Source organism: Paenibacillus cookii, assembly GCF_018333375.1.
GTDB classification, from domain to species: Bacteria; Bacillota; Bacilli; order Paenibacillales; family Paenibacillaceae; genus Paenibacillus_AQ; species Paenibacillus_AQ cookii.
The window spans coordinates 311903-333578 of the sequence record NZ_BORW01000002.1 but is presented as its reverse complement, the minus strand read 5'-3'; the positions used below and the strand labels follow the sequence as shown (position 1 = coordinate 333578).

Below are 21676 nucleotides of genomic sequence, written 5' to 3'. Positions count from 1 at the left end.
CCTGTTTCTTACAGCACTGTCGTTGTTCATTACATTTTTTTGGGGGGGTTGAGCTTCATGAAGTCAGGTAAAAAAAGATGGGCGGCGTCTTTGCTGGCGCTGACTTTGACGGCAACGCTCGTTGCGTGCGGCGGAAACGGCGGCTCGCCGGCTGCCGGGACAGAGGGGGATGCTGCATCCGGAACGAAGGGCGACGACTTAAAGCCCATCACGTTCACGTATTTTTCGGAAGACTCCAGCACGAACTGGAATAACATGAAAGACGAGGTCGGCAAGGTCATCACGGAAAAAACCGGGGTTACGCTGGATGCGGAGTTCGCCGTCGGCGATCCGGTACAAAAAATTTCACTGATTGCGGCCACCGGCAACTATCCCGACTTGATCGCGGCCAAAGCGGACGTCGGCAAACTCGTCGACGCAGGCGCCGTCATCGATTTGACGGAGTTGATCGACAAGCACGCGCCGAACATCAAAAAAATGCTTGGAGACAAACTTGTCCGAACGAAGTACAGTTTGGACGACCAGGCGATCTACGCGATCCCGACCTGGTCGGCCGTCGAGGAGAAGAAGATCAAAGCCGACGGAGGTTTTGAACTTCAGCATCGCGTCGTCAAGGAAGCGGGATATCCGGAAATTCGCACGGTGAAGGATTTTGAGAAGGTCATTCAGGACTATATTACGAAGCATCCGACCGACGAAAACGGCAACAAAAATATCGGCTTGTCCCTGAATGCGGACGACTGGCATATGTACCAGGTGACCAACCTGGGATTCCAGACGACCGGCGGGCCGGACGACGGCGAATATTACATCGATCAAGAAACGCATCAAGCCACCTACCATTTCCGCCGTCCCGAAGAAAAGGAATTTTTCCGCTGGCTGAATCACATGAATGCCATTGGCCTGCTTGATCCGGAAAGTTTCGTACAGAAGACCGACCAGTTTAAAGCAAAGGTGGCTTCGGGGCGGGTTCTTGGCCTTGCCGATCCGGAATGGGACTACGGCGACGGACAAAATGCGCTCAAAGCGGCGGGCAAATTCGACCAGACGTACGGTCATTATCCGGTCACGATGAGCAAGGAATACAAGGATACGAGCTTCTGGCCCGCCGGTTTTGACGGAGGGTACGGCATCTCGATCTCCAGCAAATGCAAGGATCCGGTGCGTGCGATCAAGTTCCTCGACTTTTTGGCATCGGAAGAAGGGCAGATTCTGAACAACTGGGGCATCGAAGGCAAACATTACACGGTTGAAAACGGCAAGCGGACGCTTATTCCGGAGGTGCAGGAACGGGCGAACAATGACGGCGCGGCGTTCCAAAAAGAATCCGGCCTGGGGCTGTACTGGAACCTGATGGTCCACTACGGCGACGGCATCAAGGATTCGACCGGCAACTACTTCACCCGTAACTACCCGGAACTGCTGACGGCCAATTACAGCGAGGCGGAAAAAGAGACCCTGAAAGCGTATAACGCGGAGCATTGGAAAGACCTTTTCCCGAAGGAAGAAGAATTCAAACCGAGAGCCTATGGAGCGGCGTATACGATGTCGCTGCCTAACGACGATCCTGCGGTGATCCTGGGCGCCAAAATGAAGGATATCACCTGGAAACGCATCCCGGAAGCGGTCATGTCCAAGCCGGAAGACTTCGACAACATCTGGGACGCCTACATGGCGGAACTGGAGAAGGCCGGAGTCAAGGAAATGGAAGAAGCCTACACCAAGCATATCAAAGACCGGATTGAGCTTTGGTCCACCCAATAATTAGAACGAGGCATATCGATTGACGGGCATGTAAACTCTTCAGCCCTTTCGCTTCCTACAGGAAGCCGGAAGGGCTGAAGAGTGCTTTTTTATGCGGTCCGGTTTTCGACCGGACATTCAGGGACTCGATCGCATTTCTTGTTTCTCTCCGAAATTACGCTCCATGCAGCCAATGCTATGCCAAGCAATGTGACGATGGAGGCAACCCATGGCACGGCTGCTAGTCCCATCGTACTATCGATCACCAGTCCGCCTATGAATGCGCCGATGGCGTTGCCCAGATTAAAAGCCGATATATTGAGCGTCGAGGCCAACTCTTGCGCGTCTCCGGCTTTTTGCAGCACGAACATGTTGAGGGAGGGAATGATGCTGTATGCTGCCACTCCCCAGATGAAAACAGTCATGACGGCAGCGGCTTTGCCATGGCTCGACCAAGTAAATATCGCCATGGATGCGGCTAAGAGGATTAATCCGCCAAACAAGGTCGGCACGAGCCGTTTATCGGCAAGGCTGCCCCCCGCGATGTTGCCAAGTAACGAACCTGCTCCGAAAACAAGCAAAATGATAGTCACCGAATCGCTAGAAAAGCCCGTTATTCGTTCTAGGATTGGAGTAATGTACGTAAACCCGGCAAACGTCCCGCCGGTTCCGAATATGGTGATCAGCAGAACCAGGAGGAAGCCGGGACGGCTGACGATACGCAGCTGCCCTTTGATAGAGCCCCCTTTCGATCGCGGCAATGGGGGAATCTGTTTCATGATGCCCAGCAGGGCCGCAGCAGAAAGAAGGGATATGACCAGAAAAGGAAACCGCCAGCCCAAATGTTGGCCAAGAAGGGTTCCGAGGGGAGCGCCAAGGATGACGGATACGGTCAGTCCGGATCCGACCAGTGCGATATTTCTTCCTTCCTTGCCTGGTTGGGCCAAATTTTTGGCAGTGACAACGATCATGCCGAACAGGGTTCCGTGTGCCAGGGAGCTTATGACCCGCCCTGCCAGCAGCACACCGTACGAGGGAGCGGCGGTGCAAACGATACTGCCTAGAATAAATACGAACAGGAATGAACTTAATAAGGTTTTTCGCGGTAATCTTCCGGTCAACGCCGACAATACGGGTCCCCCAATGACGACGCCAAGAGCGTATCCTGTCACAAGCATGCCTGCGGCAGAAATCGAAACCTGGGTCTCGGTTGCAATAGGCAATAAGAGTCCCATGGGGAGAAGCTCGGCAGTGCCAACGGCAAATATCGTGAGGGTTAAAAGAATGAGCGCGGTCATTCTTTTTCGGTTGGAAAGATTACTGAAGTCTCGCGAGTTCGTCATGGTATATGCTCTCCTTTCAACATGCTGCGATCGGCATCTGGCTTTCGGTGATATAACATAACTCACTGCCCTCTTGCCTGGATAAATAACATTCTCTACTCGGCATTTCAGAGCTTATCCGGTAATGATTTCTTTCAATCCAGGAGCCTAGGTCGATACTCACCGGTGTATCTCTGTCGGGACGGCTGACGTGCTTGACCGACGCGACGGTCATTTCGGGGAGCACTTTCGTCTTGAATCGATCTGAGTCCGGGAGCGGAAGTTGAATTGGGCAGGCAATCTCCAGGCTGATGTTATCTTCGCACTCCGCGCAGCTGTGCCACAGAACCATATGCGAAGTGGGGAGCGACACGCCGTTCCACTTTAAATATTCGTCAATTTCTTCAAATAAATAAGGGATGTTCACCCTGCTCGTGGTTTCTCTGACCGAAATGACCCTTAGCGGATCCACCTTCTTCACCAAAACCTCGAAACGCGGAGTTCCACCGCGTTCGATCTGCTCCAGCCTCGCTTCAATTCGCCTCAAACGCTCGATTTCCGACTGAATCAACGACTGGACTTCTGCCTTCTTCAGCCGGAACATCCCTCGCATTTCATCTGGTGATACGTCATCATGAAGGAGCTGCCTAATCTGTTCCAGCGTAAATCCCAGATCTTTAAAAACGAGAATCCGATGCAGGACAAGCAATTGATCGCTAGTATAGTATCGGTAACCGCTTTGCGGGTCCGTATATGCTGGTTTGAGCAGTTCAAGTTGATCATAGAAGCGCAGCGTTTTGGCAGGAACTTGACTCAGTTTGGAAAACTCGCTGATCTTAAACATCATCCCTCTCCCTTTCTTGGATATGTTGGAGTTACCGTGGCCTTATTATAAACTTTCCATACAAGGGGAAAGTCAAGGTCTAAAAATGATTTCAAAATGAAGAATTTTTCATTCATTGTGTTGACCTTCACGTTACGTTAAGGTGTACAGTTTAGACGTCAGGAGGTGAAATCATGGAATACACCATACAGAAGCTCGGACGGCTGGCTGGAATCAGCACCCGGACGCTTCGATATTACGATGAGATTGGCATTCTGAAGCCGGCCAGAATCAACTCGTCGGGTTACCGGATTTACGGTGGGGATGAGGTGAACCGGCTGCAGCAGATTTTGTTCTACCGCGAGCTGGGGTTCCAGCTGGAAGATATTAAGGCCATCATGGACTCGCCATCCTTTGACCGGACCCGGGCGCTGAGGGCGCACCATGCGCAGCTTCTTGACAGGAGACGGCAGCTCGACCTGCTGATTACGAATGTGGAGAAAACGATTGCCTCCGCTGAAGGGAGAATCACAATGAGCGATCAGGAGAAATTTGAAGGGTTTAAACAAAAATGCATCGAGGACAACGAGAAACAATACGGCAAGGAAGCCCGCGAAAAATACGGTGATGAGGCCGTGGATAAGTCCAATGCGAAATGGATGAGCATGACGAAGGAGCAGCATGAGGAGGTGACCCGTCTCGCTGACGAGTTGTATGAGACGTTGGCTGAAGCGTTCAAGCAGGGGGATCCGGCCGGAGAGCTTGCCCAGCGCGCAGCGGATTTGCATAAACGGTGGCTGACGTATTTTTGGAACGATTACAGCAAGGAGGCCCATGCGGGACTTGCCCGAATGTACGTGGATGATGAGCGGTTTACGGCACATTATGATGCGAAGCAGCCGGGAACCGCGGCATTTCTCCGGGATGCGATTTTGATTTATACGGGCATGAAATCCTAAGCAGGCTTAGCCTGACCCAATAAAGTCATATGGATTTGGAGTTTTTGGAGTCACCCCTCTGCTTGCGTATCCCACGCGGCAGAGGGGGTTTATTGTGCGAACGTGCCCAAGGAGCCGTGAGCACAGCCTTCCTGCCCCGGATGAGGAACGGCTGTCGTTGGCTTCGCTTTTAAGCTCCGGAAATTCTCGGCATCGGCATCGGTTCCTTCCCCAGCTCGGCCCATACATATTTCAGCAACAGTTCGGTTTTGAGCGAGGCGTACGCCGGGTCGTCCCAGACATTGTTCAACTCGCCGGGATCCTCCTGAAGATCGAAGATTTCGCCGTAGGTTTGATTGTAATACACCGTGATTTTGTAACGCTCGTCGACATAGGTCTTTTGATGGATCGTCGTCGGTTCGTGCCTGAACTCGCAGATGGCGTGCGTGCGCGCCTGCGCCGCTTCGCCGAGCCATACTTTTGTCTGGTCGACGCCCGTCATGGCGTTAGGAACCGGGAGTCCGCACAGGGACAAAAAGGTCGGAGCCAAATCCACCAAGGATTGGATCGCGCTGCTCCGCTTGCCTGCCGGCACCCGTCCGGGATAACGCACGATAAACGGCAGCTTGATCAAGTCTTCGTAATGAAACCCGCCTTTGGCCTGCAGGCCGTGCTGCCCGAAGAAATGGCCGTGGTCCGTCGTAAAGACGACGATCGTGTTGTCGGCCATCCCCAGTTCGTCCAGCTTATCGAGGATCCGCCCGATGTATTTGTCCATCATGCTGATCATGCCGTAATAGACGGCGACCAGCTTTTTCTTGTCGTCGTCCGTCAGCCGCGGCCTGCTGCCATATTCGTAATAATGATGCGACCGGTAACCGTGGATGCCGTACCCCGTTTCCTGCAGATCGGAGAAGTCGGGGTGCTCTTCCTGGGTTTTGGCAAAATGCGGCGGATTGCGGTCATGCTCGCCCGGCACCATCCGCGGAACGGTGAGCTGCTGGGGATCGTACATCGTATCCCATGGCTCGGGCACGAGATATTCCGGGTGCGGGTCGAAGAAGCTGGACCACAGGAAAAAGCTCTCGCCATTTTCGTGATATTGTTCCAGTAAAGCATTCGTTCGTTCGGCAATCCAGGTATTGTAGTGGTACTCTTCGGGGATCGGCCAGGTATACGTCCGGTTCGGGTCCATGGTGCCGGTCGGCGGCAGAAAATAGTCCCTCCAGTTCCGGCAGCCTTTTTCCTCCATCCACAGCGCATAATGCTGCCCGACGTGGGCTTCGTTCGTGTGATTCCGGGCCAGCTCCACATGGTCGAAGCCGTAAAACTCGCCGTTATAATGTTTCCAAAATTCCAGATCCTGCAAAATGGGGTATGCTTCAAGCGACGGAAACGCTTCGGTCGACCGGAGCGGCTGAAAATGGGCTTTGCCGATGAGCCCGGTCCGGTAACCGGCCTGCCTGAAATCTTCGCCTACCGTGTGCCTGTCTTCCAGCAATTTGGTGCCAAGCGTCCACGCGCCGTGCTGGCTCGGGTACATGCCGGTAATGATCGAAGCGCGGCTGGGCGTGCAGGTCGGATTGGGGCAATACGCCCGGTTAAACGCCGTTCCTTCCCGGACAAGCCGGTCCAGGTTCGGGGTCTGTATTTCGGGATTCCACGCGCCAATCGTGTTCCAATGCTGCTGATCGCTGGTGATCAACAAAATGTTCGGTTTTTTCATCCGTCACCCTCCTTGCCCTGATTATAGGAAAAAAGGATATGCGAACGGAATGGCGTATTGTATGCTAAATTTATCATTTTGTCTGTTTGTGTCTTAAAAGAAGTTCAGGAGGCGAAAAACGTGCTGCAGGAATATGACCATGAATTTGCCGAGTTTTTGTACTACACCCCGGCCGAAATCGATAAGGGCAGCCCCTTTTGGTTGGTCAGGGCGGGCCGGAACATCGCGAAGCCGGGATACCGGATCGGTCCGCGCAGAATCGAATGCAGCAGCATTCATTTTGTCACGGAAGGCAGCCTGATGGTTGAATATAAGGGACAGTCCTGCAGGCTGCAGGCGGGGGACGCGTTCTGCATGTATCCGAATGAAACGTATTTGTATTATAAGCCGGACGACGAACCGTCCCTGCAGTTGACGTGGCTGGCCATGGACGGGCCCGGGATGGAAAAGATGCTGAGGCTGGCCGGATTCGATTTAGAGAAGCCCTGGTCCAGAGGACGGTGGACCCCGGAGCTGGAGGACCGGATCGGGCGGCTGTTTGCGGAGTGGAGAAAAGGGAAAGCCGATGAGCTAGCCGTCTCCCTGGGTTTGAAAGGGCTGCTGTACCAAACGTTATCCCTTTTAGCCTCGACCGCCGGCATGGGGGAAGGGCTTCGGAGCCCCGCAAAGAAAAGCAAAGCTTCGCAATGGACAGAATATATCGAATGGCATGCGGCTGAAGGGATCACGGTTCAGCAGGTCGCCGAATATGCCGGGTTGAACCGGACCTATTTTTCTGCGCAGTTCACCAAGGCCGTGGGTTTGACGCCCGCCCGGTATATTGCCAAGGTCAAAATGGACAAAGCCCAACAAATGCTGCGCGGGACGTCGGCCGCCGTTACGGAAATCGCCTATTCGCTGGGGTATCCGACGCTTTATGCCTTTACCCGGGCTTTCACCCATTATTGTTCGATGTCCCCGTCGCAGTACCGGAAGCAATATCAAACTTAGAGGGGCCCTTTTGGCATGGGTCCGTACGGCCTGCGCCGCTTCCATTCATTCGGATTTGGCAATTTGTCGGGTTGATGCATTTCCGTCATAAACGGCGCTACCTGTTGCGTTTCCGGTACGAGGCCGGAGTCATACCGGCATACCTTTTGAAGGTACGGTAAAAATGAGGCATGCTCTTGAAGCCGCAGGCGATGGCGATGTGCTCGATATTGTCGCTGGATTGCAGCAAGAGATCTTTGGCCGCGAAAATGCGCTTCGTCGCTATGTAATCGGTAACGTTCATGCCGACCCGCTGCTTGAAGACGCGGCTGAGATGGGCCGGAGAAACGGCCGTCCGTCTGGCAAGCCCGCCCAGCTCGAGGGGCTGATCGAGATGTTCGTTGATATAAGCAAGAACGTCCCTGAACCAGTCGGGACCCATGGGATCATGGGGAACGGCCGTCCCGGAGGATTGCTGCAGGCAATGCCGGTTTAAATGCAGCAGCGTCAGATGGAGCAATAACGCCATGGCATGAGTGCTGTCGGGACTTTGCTGCTCCCCTTCGCGCCGGATGGCGTCGATGTCGTCCTCCAGCTTTTTTCGATGCGAGGGAGAGAGGCTGTATTTGTACTGCTTGCTTTTTTTGGCCGAGTCAAACAATTTCAAATAAGGGTAAGCATCGCCGAAAGCCAAGTTTTGGATCAGCTGCGGGCTGAAAAAAACGGCGGAGGACGTCACCGGATCCTCTTTGTCGGGAAATGCGCGGTGCACCGTGTTGCCGGGAATGACGATGACGTCGCCCGGGTTCATCTCGTAAAAGGTCCGGTCGATAAAAAACGTGCCTTTCCCGCGGTAAACGTACACGAACTCGTACCATTCATGCAAATGGTCGGGAAGCTCGCGCTGCGGGCTTTTCGTTTCTTTGTAATGGAGAAGAAGAGGGAACGAACACTCGTTTTCCAGATGTTTGCGCATGGGTTTCATTGCGCCGCCGCCTTTCATGAACGGATGGAATGTACGATTATCTTATCAAAAAAAGGTATATATTTGTCTGTTCAGGCAATTTTTATTCTTTGATCGGATGTTTACAATAAGGTGGAATGGAGGCGGCTTACATGCGTATTGACGCTCATCAGCATTTCTGGAAGATCGATCGAAACGATTACGGCTGGATCACGCCGGAGTATCCGGTGCTTTTTCGCGACTATTTGCCTTCCGACCTTGAGCCGCATTTGCAAAAACACGGCATAAGCAAGACGGTTCTGGTGCAGGCGGCGCCAACCATAGAGGAAACCGAATTTATTCTCGGATTAAGCGAAAATGCTGATTTCGTCGCCGGTGTGGTCGGCTGGCTGGATCTGGATGATCCGTTTTTTATGGAACAGTACCTTCGTTTTTGGAAGCATCCGAAATTCATCGGGTTTCGCGTCATGATCCAGGATATGGAGGACCCCAACAAAATGTTGTCGCCTGCTTATTTAGAAGCGCTTTCCTATTTTGCGGAAGAGGCCGTGCCGGTTGATCTGCTGGTATTGTCGCATCAGCTGCCGCAGCTTGTCCGATTGCTGGAACGGATTCCGCATCTACGGGGCGTCGTCGACCATTTGGCGAAACCGCCGATCGCTTCGGGAGGGATGGAGCCGTGGAGAAGCCACATGGCCGAAATGGCCCGATATCCGAACATATACTGCAAGCTGTCGGGGATGGTGACGGAGGCGAACCGCCGGGAATGGAAAATGGAAGATTTCACGGCTTACGTCCATGAAACGCTTGATTTGTTCGGGCCGGAAAGGGTGATGTTCGGCAGCGATTGGCCCGTGTGCCTTCTGGCTGCAACCTATGATGAAGTCGTGGACGTGTTGCGGCAAGCGCTGCAGGACCGGCTGCCCGCGGAAGCGATCGAAGCGGTCTTCGGCGCCAACGCCGCGAGGTTTTATAAGCTGAATCAGCCTTAAAAACGGGGGAGCGAAACGATGAAATACAGAAAGTTGGGGAACACCGGTCTGAATGTATCGGCATTAAGTTTCGGAGCGTCTTCGCTCGGAGGGGTGTTCCGGGACGTTCAAAGGGAGGAAGGGATCCGCACGGTTCATACCGCCATCGACATGGGCATCAACCTGATCGACGTATCGCCCTACTACGGCCTGACGAAAGCGGAAGCCGTGCTGGGCGAAGCGCTGCGGACGATTCCGCGGGACCGCTGCGTTTTGTCCACGAAAGCGGGACGTTACGGGCAGGACGAATTCGATTTTTCGGCGGAACGCGTCATTCGCAGCGCGGAGGAAAGCATGCGGCGCCTGGGGACGGATTATCTCGACATTTTGCTGTTGCACGACATTGAATTCGGCACACCGGAGCAGGTTTTGGAGGAAGGGATCCCCGCTCTCGAACAGTTGAAAACATCCGGGAAAATCCGGTTTTTCGGCGTATCGGGCCTGCCGTTAAACATGATGGAAGCGGTATTGTCCCGTACCTCCCCGGATGTCATCTTATCGTATTGCCACTATTCCCTGAACGACACGACGCTGCTTGGTCTTCTTCCGTCGCTGGAACGGCAAGGGACCGGCCTGATCAACGCGTCGCCGCTGTCCATGGGATTGCTGGGCAACCGGGACGTGCCGGAGTGGCATCCCGCGGACGAGGACATCCGGGCCGTTTGCCGGCGGGCCGCCGAACATTGCCGGCGCCAAGGAGCGGACATTGCGAAGCTGGCGATCCAGTTCTCCACGTCAAATGAACGCATTCCGACGACGCTGGTCAGCACGGCAACCCCGGAACATATTCGCAACAATATTTTGTGGACGGAAGAACCCCTCGATGAACCATTGCTGCGGGAAGTGCTGGAGATCCTGAAGCCGATCGATGGCGCAACATGGCCGAGCGGACGGCCGGAATGGGGCGAACAGCCGAACCGGCAGAGCGGGGAGCGCAGATCATGAAGGGGATCATCTGCGAGGAGGTCGGACGATTCGAGTTTCGGAAGGATTTGCCGGAGCCGCAAATGCGAGAGGGCGAAGCGATCGTAAGGATTCGGAGGATCGGCATCTGCGGAACCGACCTGCACGCGTACCGGGGCCATCAGCCTTATTTTGCATACCCGCGCGTGCTCGGCCACGAACTTGCCGGGACGATCGAGCAAATCGGCCGTAACCGGGAAGGGCTCCGGGCAGGCGATCAGGTCAGCCTGATCCCGTACGTTCATTGCGGCCGTTGCCGGGCCTGCCGCAGCGGGAAAACGAATTGCTGCCAACATATGGAGGTGCTCGGCGTCCATGTGGACGGCGGGATGCGTGAGAGAATTGCGGTGCCCGTGCATTGTCTCATCAAGACGGAAGGACTGACGCTGGATCAGGCGGCGATGCTGGAGCCGCTGGCGATCGGCGCGCATGCCGTCCGCCGTTCGGGGGTGGGCGCCGGCGACCAGGTGCTCGTCATCGGCGCCGGACCGATCGGACTTGGCGTGATGGCGATGGCACGTTTCGCCGGCGCGGGGATCATCGCGATGGACGTGAACGACGATCGTCTTGCTTTTTGCAAGGTCTGGGCCAAGGCCGAGCATACGGTAAACGCGCTCCGGGAGCCGAAGGAGCGGCTGGCCGAGCTAACGGACGGCAGCTTCCCGGCATACGTTATCGACGCCACCGGAAATGCCTCTTCGATGGAAAGCGCCTTTGGGCTCGTCGGCCACGGCGGCTCCCTGACCTACGTCGGGTTGGTGAAAGGCGCCATCACCTTTAGCGACCCCGAATTCCATGCACGCGAAATGACGCTGCAGGGCAGCAGAAACGCTACGCGGGAGGATTTTGAACGGGTGCTTGCGGCGATATCGGCGGGAGATATCGATGTCGGCCGTTACATTACCCACCGCTGCGGATTCGAAGACATGATCGGTCAGTTCGATGCCTGGCTCAAACCGGAGTCGAAGGTAATCAAGGCTTTGGTGGAACTGGACTGATCGCTCAGCATACCGCCATGTTGGCGGACTGGAGAAGCGGCGTGGCTAATATCGAACCGATAAAAAGTAAAAATCGGGCGGGCATGTAAAATGATGCGAATGGTGCCCATCCGTCCGTCGCAGGGATAATGAATTTGTTACGCTGGATGATCAAGAGTCAAGCTGGCAACGGCGACTCTAAATTAAAGAGATGGAGAGTGAAGCTTCGTGAAGGAACGACCCACGCGCCCGAAATGCTCGCTGCTGTTCGAGGAACCTGCCAACGCATGGGAGGAGGCGCTGCCGATCGGCAACGGACGGCTGGGGGCCATGGTATACGGCCAGCCTCGGCAGGAGCGGCTCCAGCTCAACGAGGATTCCGTGTGGTACGGCGGACCGCGAGACCGCAACAACCCGGACGCCAAAGAGAATCTGCCGGAAATCCGGAGGCTTATCTTCGAGGGAAAACCGAAGGAAGCGGAGCGCCTGGCAGGGCTTGCGCTGTCCGGCCTGCCGGAAACGCAGCGGCACTACCTTCCGCTAGGGCATCTGCTGCTGGATTTTGCGCTTCCGGCCGGCAAGCCGGAAGGCTACTCCCGGATGCTGGATTTGGACCATGCTGCCGTAACCGTCAGCTTCAAGCAAGGGGGCGTTACGTTCCAGCGTGAATGGTTCGCCAGCTATCCCGATCAGGTCATCGTCATCCGACTGACCGCAGACCAGCCGGGATCCATCGGCTTTTCTGCGCGACTGGAGCGGGGACGATGGCGGTATGCGGACAGAACCGGAAGAACCGGAGACGATGCCATCTGGATGAGCGGCAGCTGCGGCGGCGAAGGCGGCAGCCTGTTCGGCACGGTATTGAAGGCGGCGGCGGAAGGCGGAACGCTGAAGGCTGTAGGCGAGCATCTCCTGGTGGAGAAGGCGGATCACGTTACATTAGTGCTGGCTGCGGCAACAACGTTCAGGACCCGGGATCCGCTTCGGGATGCCATGAAAAGGGCGGAACGCGCCCTGTCGCTAAGCTACGGGGACCTGTATCAGCGCCACGCCGACGATTACCGCGCATTGTTTGGCCGGGTTTCGCTCTCCCTCGGTCCGACTGACGCTGAACTTGAACGCATGAGCCTCCCGGACCGCATGGAGCGCATGCGCCGCGGCGGAGCGGATCCGGGACTGCTTGCGCTGTATTTTCAATATGGACGCTACCTGTTGATTGCAAGCAGCCGTCCCGGCTCGCTTCCCGCCAATCTGCAAGGCATTTGGAATGAGCACTTCCTCCCGCCGTGGGACAGCAAGTATACGATCAACATCAACGCCCAAATGAACTATTGGCCGGCGGAATCATGCCATCTTGCGGAGTGCCATGGGCCGCTGTTCGATCTGCTGGAACGGATGCGTGAGACGGGCAGGCGTACGGCGGGCGTCATGTATGGCTGCAGGGGATTTGCGGCTCATCATAATACGGACATTTGGGCCGATACGGCTCCTCAGGATTCATACCTCCCCGCTTCCTACTGGCCGATGGGCGCGGCGTGGCTTTCGCTGCATTTGTGGGAGCATTACCGTTTTTCGATGAACGCGGAGTTTCTGAGGCAGGCGTATCCCACGCTTCGGGAAGCGGCGGAGTTTCTGGTCGATTACGTGGTCGAAACGCCGGGGGGCGAAATGGTGACCTGCCCGTCGGTATCCCCGGAGAACACCTATATTCTTCCGAACGGAGAATCGGGCGTTCTGTGCGCAGGGCCATCGATGGACACCCAAATCATCCGCGAGTTGTTTGCGGCGGTCCTTGAAGCGGAGGCGATCCTTGGCGTTGCCGGGAACGAAGCCGTTGGAGGGGAGCTGAAACGCGTGATGGACAAACTGCCGCAGCCAAAGATCGGCAGGTACGGCCAACTGCAGGAATGGTACGAGGATTATGAGGAAGCCGAACCCGGCCATCGCCATATTTCGCATTTGTTTGCCCTGTATCCCGGCAGCCAAATCACGCCGGAGGGAACGCCGGAGCTGGCCAAGGCGGCGAGAAGCACGCTGGAACGGCGCCTTGCGAACGGCGGCGGCCATACGGGCTGGAGCCGGGCGTGGATCATCAATTTCTGGGCGAGGCTCAGGGACGCGGAAGCGGCGGCAGATCATCTCGCTGCGCTTTTGATGCATTCCACGCTGCCAAACTTCCTGGATAACCACCCGCCGTTCCAGATTGACGGAAATTTCGGCGGGACGGCCGCGGTAGCCGAGATGCTGCTGCAGAGCCATGCCGGTCGGCTTGAGCTGCTGCCGGCTCTGCCCGCTTCCTGGTCGGAGGGGGCCGTCAAGGGGCTTCGCGCCAGGGGCGGCTTTACCGTCGACATGGCGTGGAAAGCAGGGAAGTTGACGCACGCGACGATTGTATCCACCGTTGGGGGCCCGTGCACGGTTCGTTACCGGCAGCCCGTCGTGGTGAAGAGGGATGGAAACAAGATATCCCAAGGAAACAACCGGGAAGGTTTCATCCGTTTTTATACGGAACCGGGAGCAGCCTACCGGATCGAAACGGAGAATTTGCTCCCATCCATATAACAAAGAGAAAGGGAAATTTCATAAGAAGGAAACCGGTCCGCTTGCGGATCGGCTTCCTTTTGTTACGGCGGCCGCACTGAAAAATTCCCGTCTCACGATATATCAATTGGATATTCGTATATATCATTGTTTAAATCCAAGTCGTCATTTACAATTTTTTTTGATTTATATGAATGAGGAAGTTATGTATACCAGGCGTTGAATGCCAAAGGTTGACAAGGCCAGGGTTCCTTTGCGCGCTCATGAAAGCGCTTGTTTGGAACGGTCCGGGCCGAAGCGCCGCGGAATCCAAACGAATCCGAATGGGATTCACGGAGCGACATGCCGGGAATCCGCAAAACGAAGGGAGACGATAAACATGCTTCGAATCGTGCAAGTGGAAAACGGGTTGGTTCAGGGACTGCCGGCAGCCGACCCCAGAATCACAAGTTTCAAGGGCATCCCATTCGCCGCCCCTCCCGTAGGCGACAACCGGTGGCGTGCCCCACAGCCCGCCCAGGACTGGGATGGCGTGCTTAAGGCGTACGAATTCGCGCCGATCTCGATGCAGGTAAGGCAGGAGATCGACGAAAACAATATCTATACCCGGGAATGGGCCGTGGAACCGGACATCGCCATGGACGAGGACTGTCTCTACCTGAACGTATGGACACCGGCCAAACGTACCGATGAGAAGCTGCCGGTCTATGTATGGTATTTTGGCGGAGGTCTTCAGGTCGGCCATACGGCTGAAATGGAGTTCGACGGTGAACGCATTGCCAGAAGAGGGATCGTGGTCGTCACGATCAATTATCGCCTCAATGTGTTCGGTTTTTTATGCCATCCGGAAATTACGGCGGAAGCGCCCGAAGCACCGGCTAACTTCGGCCATCTCGACCAACAGGCGGCCACAAGATGGGTCAAGCGTAATATCGCGGCTTTCGGCGGCGACCCGGACAACATCACGATCGGCGGTCAGTCCGCCGGCGGCGGCAGCGTGATGACCCAGCTGACTTCGCCTCAGAATGAGGGGCTTTTTCAGAAAGCGATCATTCAAAGCGGAATCTATACGAAGCTGTATCCGGGGACTCGCGTGCCCCCGCTTCGAAATCAATTGGCTGAGGCCGAACAGGATGGCGTAAAATTTTTTGAATACCTTGGCGTATCTTCGCTTGCGGAAGCCCGGCAGCTGGATGCCGTCACTCTCCGCGACAAGGCTGTGCAGTACAAGGGATTCTGGGGCACCGTCGCTGACCAGGTGTTTAGCGTAGGCAGCCCGTTTGAATTGTTCCTTGAGAACAAGCGCTGGAACGTGCCGGTCATGTTTGGCCACACGTCCTCCGAATTTTTCAGCGTTCCGGATGTCCATACACCTGAAGAATTCAAGCAGCTGGCCGAAGACATGTTCGGAGACGACGCAGAGGCGTTCCTGAAGCTGTGTGGCGCACCATCGGCCAACGTGGAGGAGAGCCGGCAGAAGGCCTCGGTGAGCAGCATCGAATATGCGATCCGGATCGCCGCGCAGGCCAATGCCGAGAACGGTTCCGGCACTCCGTTGTATTATTACAATTTTGATGCCGAAATCCCGGGCTGGGATCATCCGGGCACCTTCCACTCGGTGGATCTCTGGTTTTTCTTCGAAACGCTGGCGAAATGCTGGCGGCCGTTTGTCGGCAAACATTACGATTTGGCCCGCCAGATGTGCAATTACTGGGCCAACTTCATCCGTACCGGAGACCCGAACGGGCTGGATTCGACGGGAGAGGAGCTGCCGAGATGGGAGCCTTATACCCCCGAAGCCCCGTATGGCATGCTTTTTGCCGATCGGGCCGAATTTTGCAAAGAACCCCCAAGCGAGATCATGAAATTTCTGGTGCACCAATATTTCAAGAAAAACGGGTCCGCTCTGCAACCGGAGGTATAGCAAGGGGAAAGCCGAATGTTAACCCTTTGCCTGCTGTTGGAATTTTCTTGGCGTATAGCCTGTCATCTGTTTGAACTGCCTGCAGAAGTGCTCGACATTTTGATAACCGCATCGGGAAGCGATATCGGCAATGCTTTGGGTGCTGTGAATTAAATATTCTTTGGCCAACCGGATTCGGCTGTTGATGACGTCTTCCATGCAGGTGACTTTAAATGTTTTTTTGTAGATGCTTTGCAGATAGCCCGGGCTGATTCCGAGATCATCCGCCATTTTCGCAATCGTCCAGTAATCGCCCGGATCGTTCTGGATCGCGGTACGAAGTTTCAACAAGTTATAGTACTGAGGCGTGACGGGTTCATGGAAATAAGATTCGAGCAGCTTGTTGAACAGCGTTCGCAGCAAACAGTCGATGGAGGATGCCTTGTAATCCCGGTGAAAGTTGTGTTCGATGGTCAACAGTTCAAGCAGCTTGTGGCAATAGTCCGGATCATCCAGGGCAAAAGGGACTCCGAGCGGCAGCGGCGATTCGGTAATATAGGGTTCGTTGGATTCGAAGCGGATCCAGTCGTTGATGAATTGATCGGCGCATGCCCGATAATAAACCTTCTGCTGCGGGCGGTAGAGAATAGCGCTATGCGAAGGATATTCCTTCAGATCTCCATTGACCCAGAACAGCGCGGGAGTTTTGGTGATGACAAGGAGCCAGTGATAACCCATAGGAACATCGATCACAAAGTTGCCCGGGTGCGTCGTGTTGCACTCGACAAAATGAATATGGGCCAATCCTTATCCCCCCTGTGGAATGATGTCTCTACTATACCATATCGAGGAAAATAGGAACGATAGAGGTGCGCATGGCCCCAAAACCGGCAAAGAGTAAACATCGGGCGAGGATGTAAAGAGATGCGAATTGCGTTTGGGCTTCACGGCCCGTCATAATATCATATCGAAATGCAGAATCTGCTCCCATTGAATAACAAAGAAGGGAGAATTCCTATGACCGACCATTCAGCCATATCCATGAACGACTCGGGAGGTCCGGCGGCACCGCGGGACCCTGAATACTTGCATGAGGGTGATCCAACTCCTGAAGCCGTGATCGATCCCCCGGTTGACTTTGCATCGCAGTCCTACCGTGACATGATCGCCAAATCTCTGCTGAATCGGGGCAACAATAAGCGATTGAAAGCGGCCATCGAAAAAGCGAAGAGAGGCGAGCCGGTGACCATCGCCTATATCGGCGGTTCCATAACCCATGGCGCCGGGGCCGTCCCGCTTCCCGTAAATTGTTATGCTTACAGGTCGTACGAGCTCTTTAGGAAGCGGTTCGCCTCCTCCTCCGAGGGACGTTCGGTCCGTTTCATCAAAGCGGGGGTAGGCGGCACGCCGTCGGAGCTGGGGATCGTCCGTTACGATCGGGATGTGCTCCGGGACGGCAAGGAGAATCCGGATATCGTGGTCGTGGAGTTTGCCGTCAATGACGCCGGCGACGAAACGCGGGGGAATTGCTACGAAAGCTTGGTGCTCAAGGCGCTTGACGGCCCCGGCCAGCCTGCCGTAATTTTGCTGTTCAGCGTGTTTCTGAACGACTGGAATCTTCAGGATCGGCTGGCTCCGGTCGGGTGGCATTACGACCTTCCCATGGTCAGCATCAAGGATGCCGTCGTGGAGCAGTTCCGTTTGACCAGGGACCAAGGAGGCGTCATCTCCAAAAGGCAGTTTTTTTATGATATCTATCATCCGACGAATAGCGGGCATCAAATCATGGCGGATTGCCTGGACTGGCTGTTCGAAGTCACGGACCGGTCTGTTCCGGACGCGGAGGATATCGCGACCGATAAGCCGCCGTTGATCGGCCGTGATTACGTTCACACCCGGCTGCTCGATCGCCTGAACGGTAATAGCGTCGCCCGGATCGATCCCGGCGGTTTCCGGGAGACCGATACGGATCTGCAGCTCGCCGAAATGGACGACCATGATGACGGCACGCCCCAGTTTCCCTATAACTGGATGCATACGGCCGAATCGGGAGACGGCCATTTCAGCATGACCCTCCGGAGCAAGCGCCTCATTCTCGTATTCAAAGACTCGGGAAGCAGCGAATTCGGAACCGCCGAGATTCGGGTGGACGGGCAGCATAAGATGTTCGCCGATCCGCATGAAATAAACTGGACCCACTGTAACGCGGTGATTTTGGTTGATGAGCAGGAATCAAAGGAGCATACGGTGGAGATTGGCATGGCCGAGGGCAGCGAACATCAACGTTTTACCATTTTGGGGTTTGGTTACGTGCCGTAAGATCAGTCACGGAGAAGGAAGCCTCTCCTTTGATGGATAGGCTTCTTTTTTATTTGGGGCACCGTCGCTGCAGCCCGAAATCATGTTTAAAACTTACAAATGCCATTTAGATTCTCTATGGTTGTTTTCCGGAAATCCATTTAACATGATCCATGGGCTTGCAGTTTCATCAGGAACCGCCGGCTTCGGAACCGATTGTTGCATTCATCGTTTTGGCATGCGCGTGCAAGCTCATTTTTTGAAAGCGCTGTACTTTGAAGTGCAGCGAGATCCAAAGGGGGGTATTTATGAGGAAGCGTAAGTCGATGGTGCTGGTATGGTGTTTGATTCTAGTCCTGATGGCCTCTTGCAGCAGCGGTTCGGGAGGAGGCGCGGCCAACCCGGATGCAAGCGGCGGGAATTCCGCCGGGGGAAGCACGGATGCGCCCGCGAAGCCGGATGATAAAGAAGAAAGCAACACGTCGGAAATGGATTTCGACATGGGCGGCCGGACGATCAAATGGGTATCCTGGTACGACGAATCGATCAAGGAAGATAATCCGGACAACATCAAGAAGAAGCAAAACCTGGACGAACTCATGAAAAAGCACAACTTTAAAATGGAATACGTCATGATCGACTACAGCGAGTACGTGAATAAAGTGACGTCATCCCTGCTGGCGGGAGAGCCGATCGGCGACATCATCCGGATGGCCAGACCTTGGATGATTCCGACGCTCGTGAAGCAGGATTTATTTTCGCCGGTGGATGAATATACAAAAAATCAGAACGTGTTTATTCAGCAGTACACGAACGATTATTCACAGTTTGAGGGCAGGGGCTACGGCTTCAGGGCAGGCATCAACGGCGCTTCATCGGGCATTTTTTATAACCGGACCTTGATGGGGAAACTCGGCCTCAAGCCGCTGCAGGAATACGTGAACGAAAATAACTGGAATTGGGAGACGTTCATCCAAGCCGCAAAAGAGGCGAACAAAGACACAAACAATGACGGCAAGCTGGACATATGGGGGCTCGCTTCCGCTTCGATCTTAGTGCAGGCTTTGGCGGCCAACGACGCGAATCTCGTTTCAGAGGGCAAACAAAATCTTGAAGATCCCAAAACGAAAGAAACCTTAGACTTCATCTCCCGCCTCGCAACGGAACATATCGCCAGGCCTACGGAAGGGGGAGATTGGACCGAACCCGGCCAATTTTTCCGCCAAGGAAACACGCTGATGTATGCCGGAAGCGATTACGAAATGGATGGGTTTAAAAAGGATATGCCCGATTTGGATATCGGATTTCTGCCTTTTCCTAAGGGACCGAGCGCCACGGAATACCGCTCCCATCTTACGATTCCCAATTACTTGACGATTCCGAAGGCGGTCGAACATCCCGAGCAACTGGTTTATATCTATGAAAAAATCAACGATATCGAGTCCATCTACGATTACCCGAAACAGTCAACGCTCGAAACGTTGTTCAAAAACGAAGACGATATCCACAATGCCAAAATAGCAGGGGAAGTCATCAACGTCGTCGACGGCAAAGACGGGTATCCTTCCATGCCTTATTACGAACTTGTCGGAGAAATCCTGGAAGGAAATTCCGTTTCCACGGTCATCGGGAAATATAAAGAGCCGTTCCAGGCTTCGATCGATGAAGTTTGGAAAAAGTAGCGATTATGCATACCGTCTCCACATAAGAAAATAACTGAGGCGGGGGCTCCTCATTCAAGGAGGTGCTTCTGCCCCGCCTGTTTCCTGGCCGCGGATGGAGGATAGCCCTTCATTTCCTTGAACAACTTGCTGAAATAATAAATATCGTCAATTCCGCACATCTCCGCCGCGTTTTTTACCGTAAAATCGCCGGATGACAGCATCATTTCGGCATTGTTGATGCGAATGCGTTTGACATACTCCTTGATCGTCGTACCGGTACTCTGCTTAAAGAGCCTGCCCAAATATACGGGGTGCAGCTGCAGCCATTCCGCCAATTCGGCGATCGAGAGATTTTCCGAGTAGTGCTCTGAAATGTATTCGGTTAATTTTTTGATCCGCGGATCCATCGGCATGGGCGCTTGGCGGTAATGGTTGCTGAGCAGACGGTGGAGGATGAGTTCGAACAAGGCGCGCGCTTGGATATGGTAAAACGGCTGCTTGCTCATCCATACATGGTTGAATTCACGTATATACCCCAGAATCTCCTTGGTGATCACTTTTTTTGTGACGCCTTTGAACGGGAGATGAACATGATTATACGGTTCGGCCCAAAAAAAGTTGAACGGATACGAATGCATGGGGAACTCCTTGAACGTATGGGCTTCCCTGATGCTTCCTTCCGGGACGTACACAAGGTCGCCTGCTTCCGCAGTGAATTTTTCTCCATTAATATAGTAATTCGCCATGCCGTCTACCACGAACGTCAGATCATGAAAATCGATTTTCGCTTTTTGGATCGTCCACTCGGGAAAGCATCTGCGGTCAATGAACAGAAAAATATTCGGAACAAGATGGGGATGATGCTCGATTTCCAAGGACACCGCCTCCTATAAGCTAATCATAGATTCCGCTCCAAAAATTTCAAGAGAAAAAAGCAATTCATTGCGCTCTCAATAAAGGGGGTTTTTTGCATGGTTACCTTAACCGGATTCGCGGACGAGATTTCTTCCGATTTGGAAGAGCAGCTGGACGTGCTCGAATCGGAACATATCCGTTACCTGGAGCTGCGAGGGGTCTGGGGAAAAAACGTAATGAACTTAACCGAAGAGGAAGCGGCAAAGATCAAAGAACGTCTGAACCGGCGGGGATTCGGCGTTTCCTCGATCGGCTCTCCCTTAGGAAAAATCAAAATTACCGACGATTTTGATTCTCATTTTGCGGATGCCGCGCATGCCATACGGTTGGCAAAGTTTTTTCAAGCCAAGTTTGTCCGCATATTTTCCTTCTATATTCCGGACGGAGAACATGAAACATTCCGCGAGGAAGTATTCGGCCGCATGAAACGGCTCGTTCGGCTGGCGAATGACGCCGGAATCGTTTTGCTCCATGAGAATGAAAGCCATATTTACGGCGATACGGGGGAACGCTGCCGGGACATCTTGGAGGCGGTTTCATCGCCCGGCTTGAGGGCGGCTTTCGATCCCGCGAATTTCGTGCAGTGCAAGGTAAAACCCGTGTCCGAGGCCTACCCGCTGCTGGCCGATTATATTTCGTATATTCATGTCAAGGATGCACTCATGGACAAGGGCACGGTTGTCCCTGCCGGCGAGGGAGACGGTCAAATGCATTTGCTTCTCCAAGAACTGAAGCGGACGGGATATTCCGGATTCATGTCTTTGGAACCGCACCTGCAGGCAACCGGAAGATATGCGGGACTTGGCAAACCCGAATTGTTCGTGGTAGCCGCCAAAGCCATCAAACGGCTGCTGGCTGAACAAGAAATGAAGTGGAACTAGAACGTCGCATAAAACGTT

The 21676-nt window shown here is 54.3% G+C and carries 17 protein-coding genes; 11 read left to right on the top strand and 6 right to left on the bottom strand.

The window, feature by feature from the left end; translation table 11 throughout:
- The first annotated feature begins 57 nt into the window (after window positions 1–57).
- Window positions 58–1764, top strand: coding sequence for an ABC transporter substrate-binding protein (locus KI367_RS04310; RefSeq protein ID WP_212947818.1), 1707 nt, complete (start codon window positions 58–60; stop codon window positions 1762–1764).
- 89 nt (window positions 1765–1853) lie between these two features.
- Here KI367_RS04310 and KI367_RS04305 read toward each other — a convergent pair whose 3' ends face one another.
- Together KI367_RS04305 and KI367_RS04300 are read right to left on the bottom strand one after the other, a co-directional pair.
- A complete protein-coding gene (locus KI367_RS04305; RefSeq protein ID WP_212947816.1) occupies window positions 1854–3086 on the bottom strand; it encodes an MFS transporter in 1233 nt (410 codons plus the stop codon).
- Window positions 3087–3102: 16 nt separating this feature from the next.
- Complete coding sequence (locus tag KI367_RS04300) at window positions 3103–3909, bottom strand: MerR family transcriptional regulator (protein ID WP_036711506.1); 807 nt, start codon at window positions 3907–3909, stop codon at window positions 3103–3105.
- A gap of 173 nt (window positions 3910–4082) precedes the next feature.
- Here KI367_RS04300 and KI367_RS04295 point away from each other — a divergent pair, with 173 nt between their 5' ends.
- Window positions 4083–4847, top strand: a complete 765-nt coding sequence (locus KI367_RS04295) for a MerR family transcriptional regulator (RefSeq protein ID WP_212947814.1) — start codon at window positions 4083–4085, stop codon at window positions 4845–4847.
- A gap of 169 nt (window positions 4848–5016) precedes the next feature.
- Here the strand turns inward: KI367_RS04295 and KI367_RS04290 are convergent, their stop codons facing one another.
- Window positions 5017–6552 (bottom strand): sulfatase family protein, encoded by a 1536-nt coding sequence (locus KI367_RS04290; RefSeq protein WP_212947812.1) that lies wholly within the window; start codon window positions 6550–6552, stop codon window positions 5017–5019.
- Between the two features lie 120 nt (window positions 6553–6672).
- On the opposite strand from KI367_RS04290, the gene KI367_RS04285 reads away from it, so the two are divergent.
- Window positions 6673–7542, top strand: coding sequence for an AraC family transcriptional regulator (locus tag KI367_RS04285; protein WP_212947810.1), 870 nt, complete (start codon window positions 6673–6675; stop codon window positions 7540–7542).
- A gap of 97 nt (window positions 7543–7639) precedes the next feature.
- Here KI367_RS04285 and KI367_RS04280 read toward each other — a convergent pair whose 3' ends face one another.
- Complete coding sequence (locus KI367_RS04280) at window positions 7640–8506, bottom strand: AraC family transcriptional regulator (RefSeq protein WP_212947809.1); 867 nt, start codon at window positions 8504–8506, stop codon at window positions 7640–7642.
- Between the two features lie 131 nt (window positions 8507–8637).
- Here KI367_RS04280 and KI367_RS04275 point away from each other — a divergent pair, with 131 nt between their 5' ends.
- From KI367_RS04275 to KI367_RS04255, 5 genes are all read left to right on the top strand, one after another.
- Window positions 8638–9477, top strand: a complete 840-nt coding sequence (locus KI367_RS04275; protein ID WP_036711507.1) for an amidohydrolase family protein — start codon at window positions 8638–8640, stop codon at window positions 9475–9477.
- Window positions 9478–9495: 18 nt separating this feature from the next.
- On the top strand, window positions 9496–10461 hold the full coding sequence (locus KI367_RS04270) for an aldo/keto reductase (RefSeq protein ID WP_036711510.1): 966 nt from the start codon (window positions 9496–9498) through the stop codon (window positions 10459–10461).
- A complete protein-coding gene (locus KI367_RS04265; protein WP_212947807.1) occupies window positions 10458–11477 on the top strand; it encodes a zinc-binding alcohol dehydrogenase family protein in 1020 nt (339 codons plus the stop codon). The genes KI367_RS04270 and KI367_RS04265 overlap by 4 nt, the downstream gene beginning before the upstream one ends.
- A 207-nt stretch (window positions 11478–11684) precedes the next feature.
- Window positions 11685–14018, top strand: a complete 2334-nt coding sequence (locus KI367_RS04260; protein WP_212947805.1) for a glycoside hydrolase family 95 protein — start codon at window positions 11685–11687, stop codon at window positions 14016–14018.
- A gap of 358 nt (window positions 14019–14376) precedes the next feature.
- Window positions 14377–15921 carry a carboxylesterase/lipase family protein gene (locus KI367_RS04255; protein ID WP_212947804.1) on the top strand — a complete coding sequence of 515 codons (1545 nt, stop codon included), beginning with the start codon at window positions 14377–14379 and terminating at the stop codon, window positions 15919–15921.
- Window positions 15922–15939: 18 nt separating this feature from the next.
- Here KI367_RS04255 and KI367_RS04250 read toward each other — a convergent pair whose 3' ends face one another.
- Window positions 15940–16704: a helix-turn-helix transcriptional regulator gene (locus tag KI367_RS04250; RefSeq protein WP_036711512.1), complete on the bottom strand. Its 765-nt coding sequence runs from the start codon at window positions 16702–16704 to the stop codon at window positions 15940–15942.
- A 213-nt stretch (window positions 16705–16917) separates the two neighbouring features.
- Between KI367_RS04250 and KI367_RS04245 the strand changes: the two genes are divergently transcribed.
- Window positions 16918–18219, top strand: coding sequence for an SGNH/GDSL hydrolase family protein (locus tag KI367_RS04245; protein WP_306433214.1), 1302 nt, complete (start codon window positions 16918–16920; stop codon window positions 18217–18219).
- Between the two features lie 287 nt (window positions 18220–18506).
- Complete coding sequence (locus tag KI367_RS04240) at window positions 18507–19880, top strand: ABC transporter substrate-binding protein (protein WP_036711516.1); 1374 nt, start codon at window positions 18507–18509, stop codon at window positions 19878–19880.
- Window positions 19881–19930: 50 nt separating this feature from the next.
- On the opposite strand, the gene KI367_RS04235 is transcribed toward KI367_RS04240, so the two are convergent.
- Complete coding sequence (locus KI367_RS04235) at window positions 19931–20737, bottom strand: AraC family transcriptional regulator (RefSeq protein ID WP_212947801.1); 807 nt, start codon at window positions 20735–20737, stop codon at window positions 19931–19933.
- Between the two features lie 96 nt (window positions 20738–20833).
- Between KI367_RS04235 and KI367_RS04230 the strand changes: the two genes are divergently transcribed.
- Window positions 20834–21658, top strand: a complete 825-nt coding sequence (locus KI367_RS04230) for a sugar phosphate isomerase/epimerase family protein (RefSeq protein WP_036711519.1) — start codon at window positions 20834–20836, stop codon at window positions 21656–21658.
- Window positions 21659–21676: the final 18 nt, after the last annotated feature.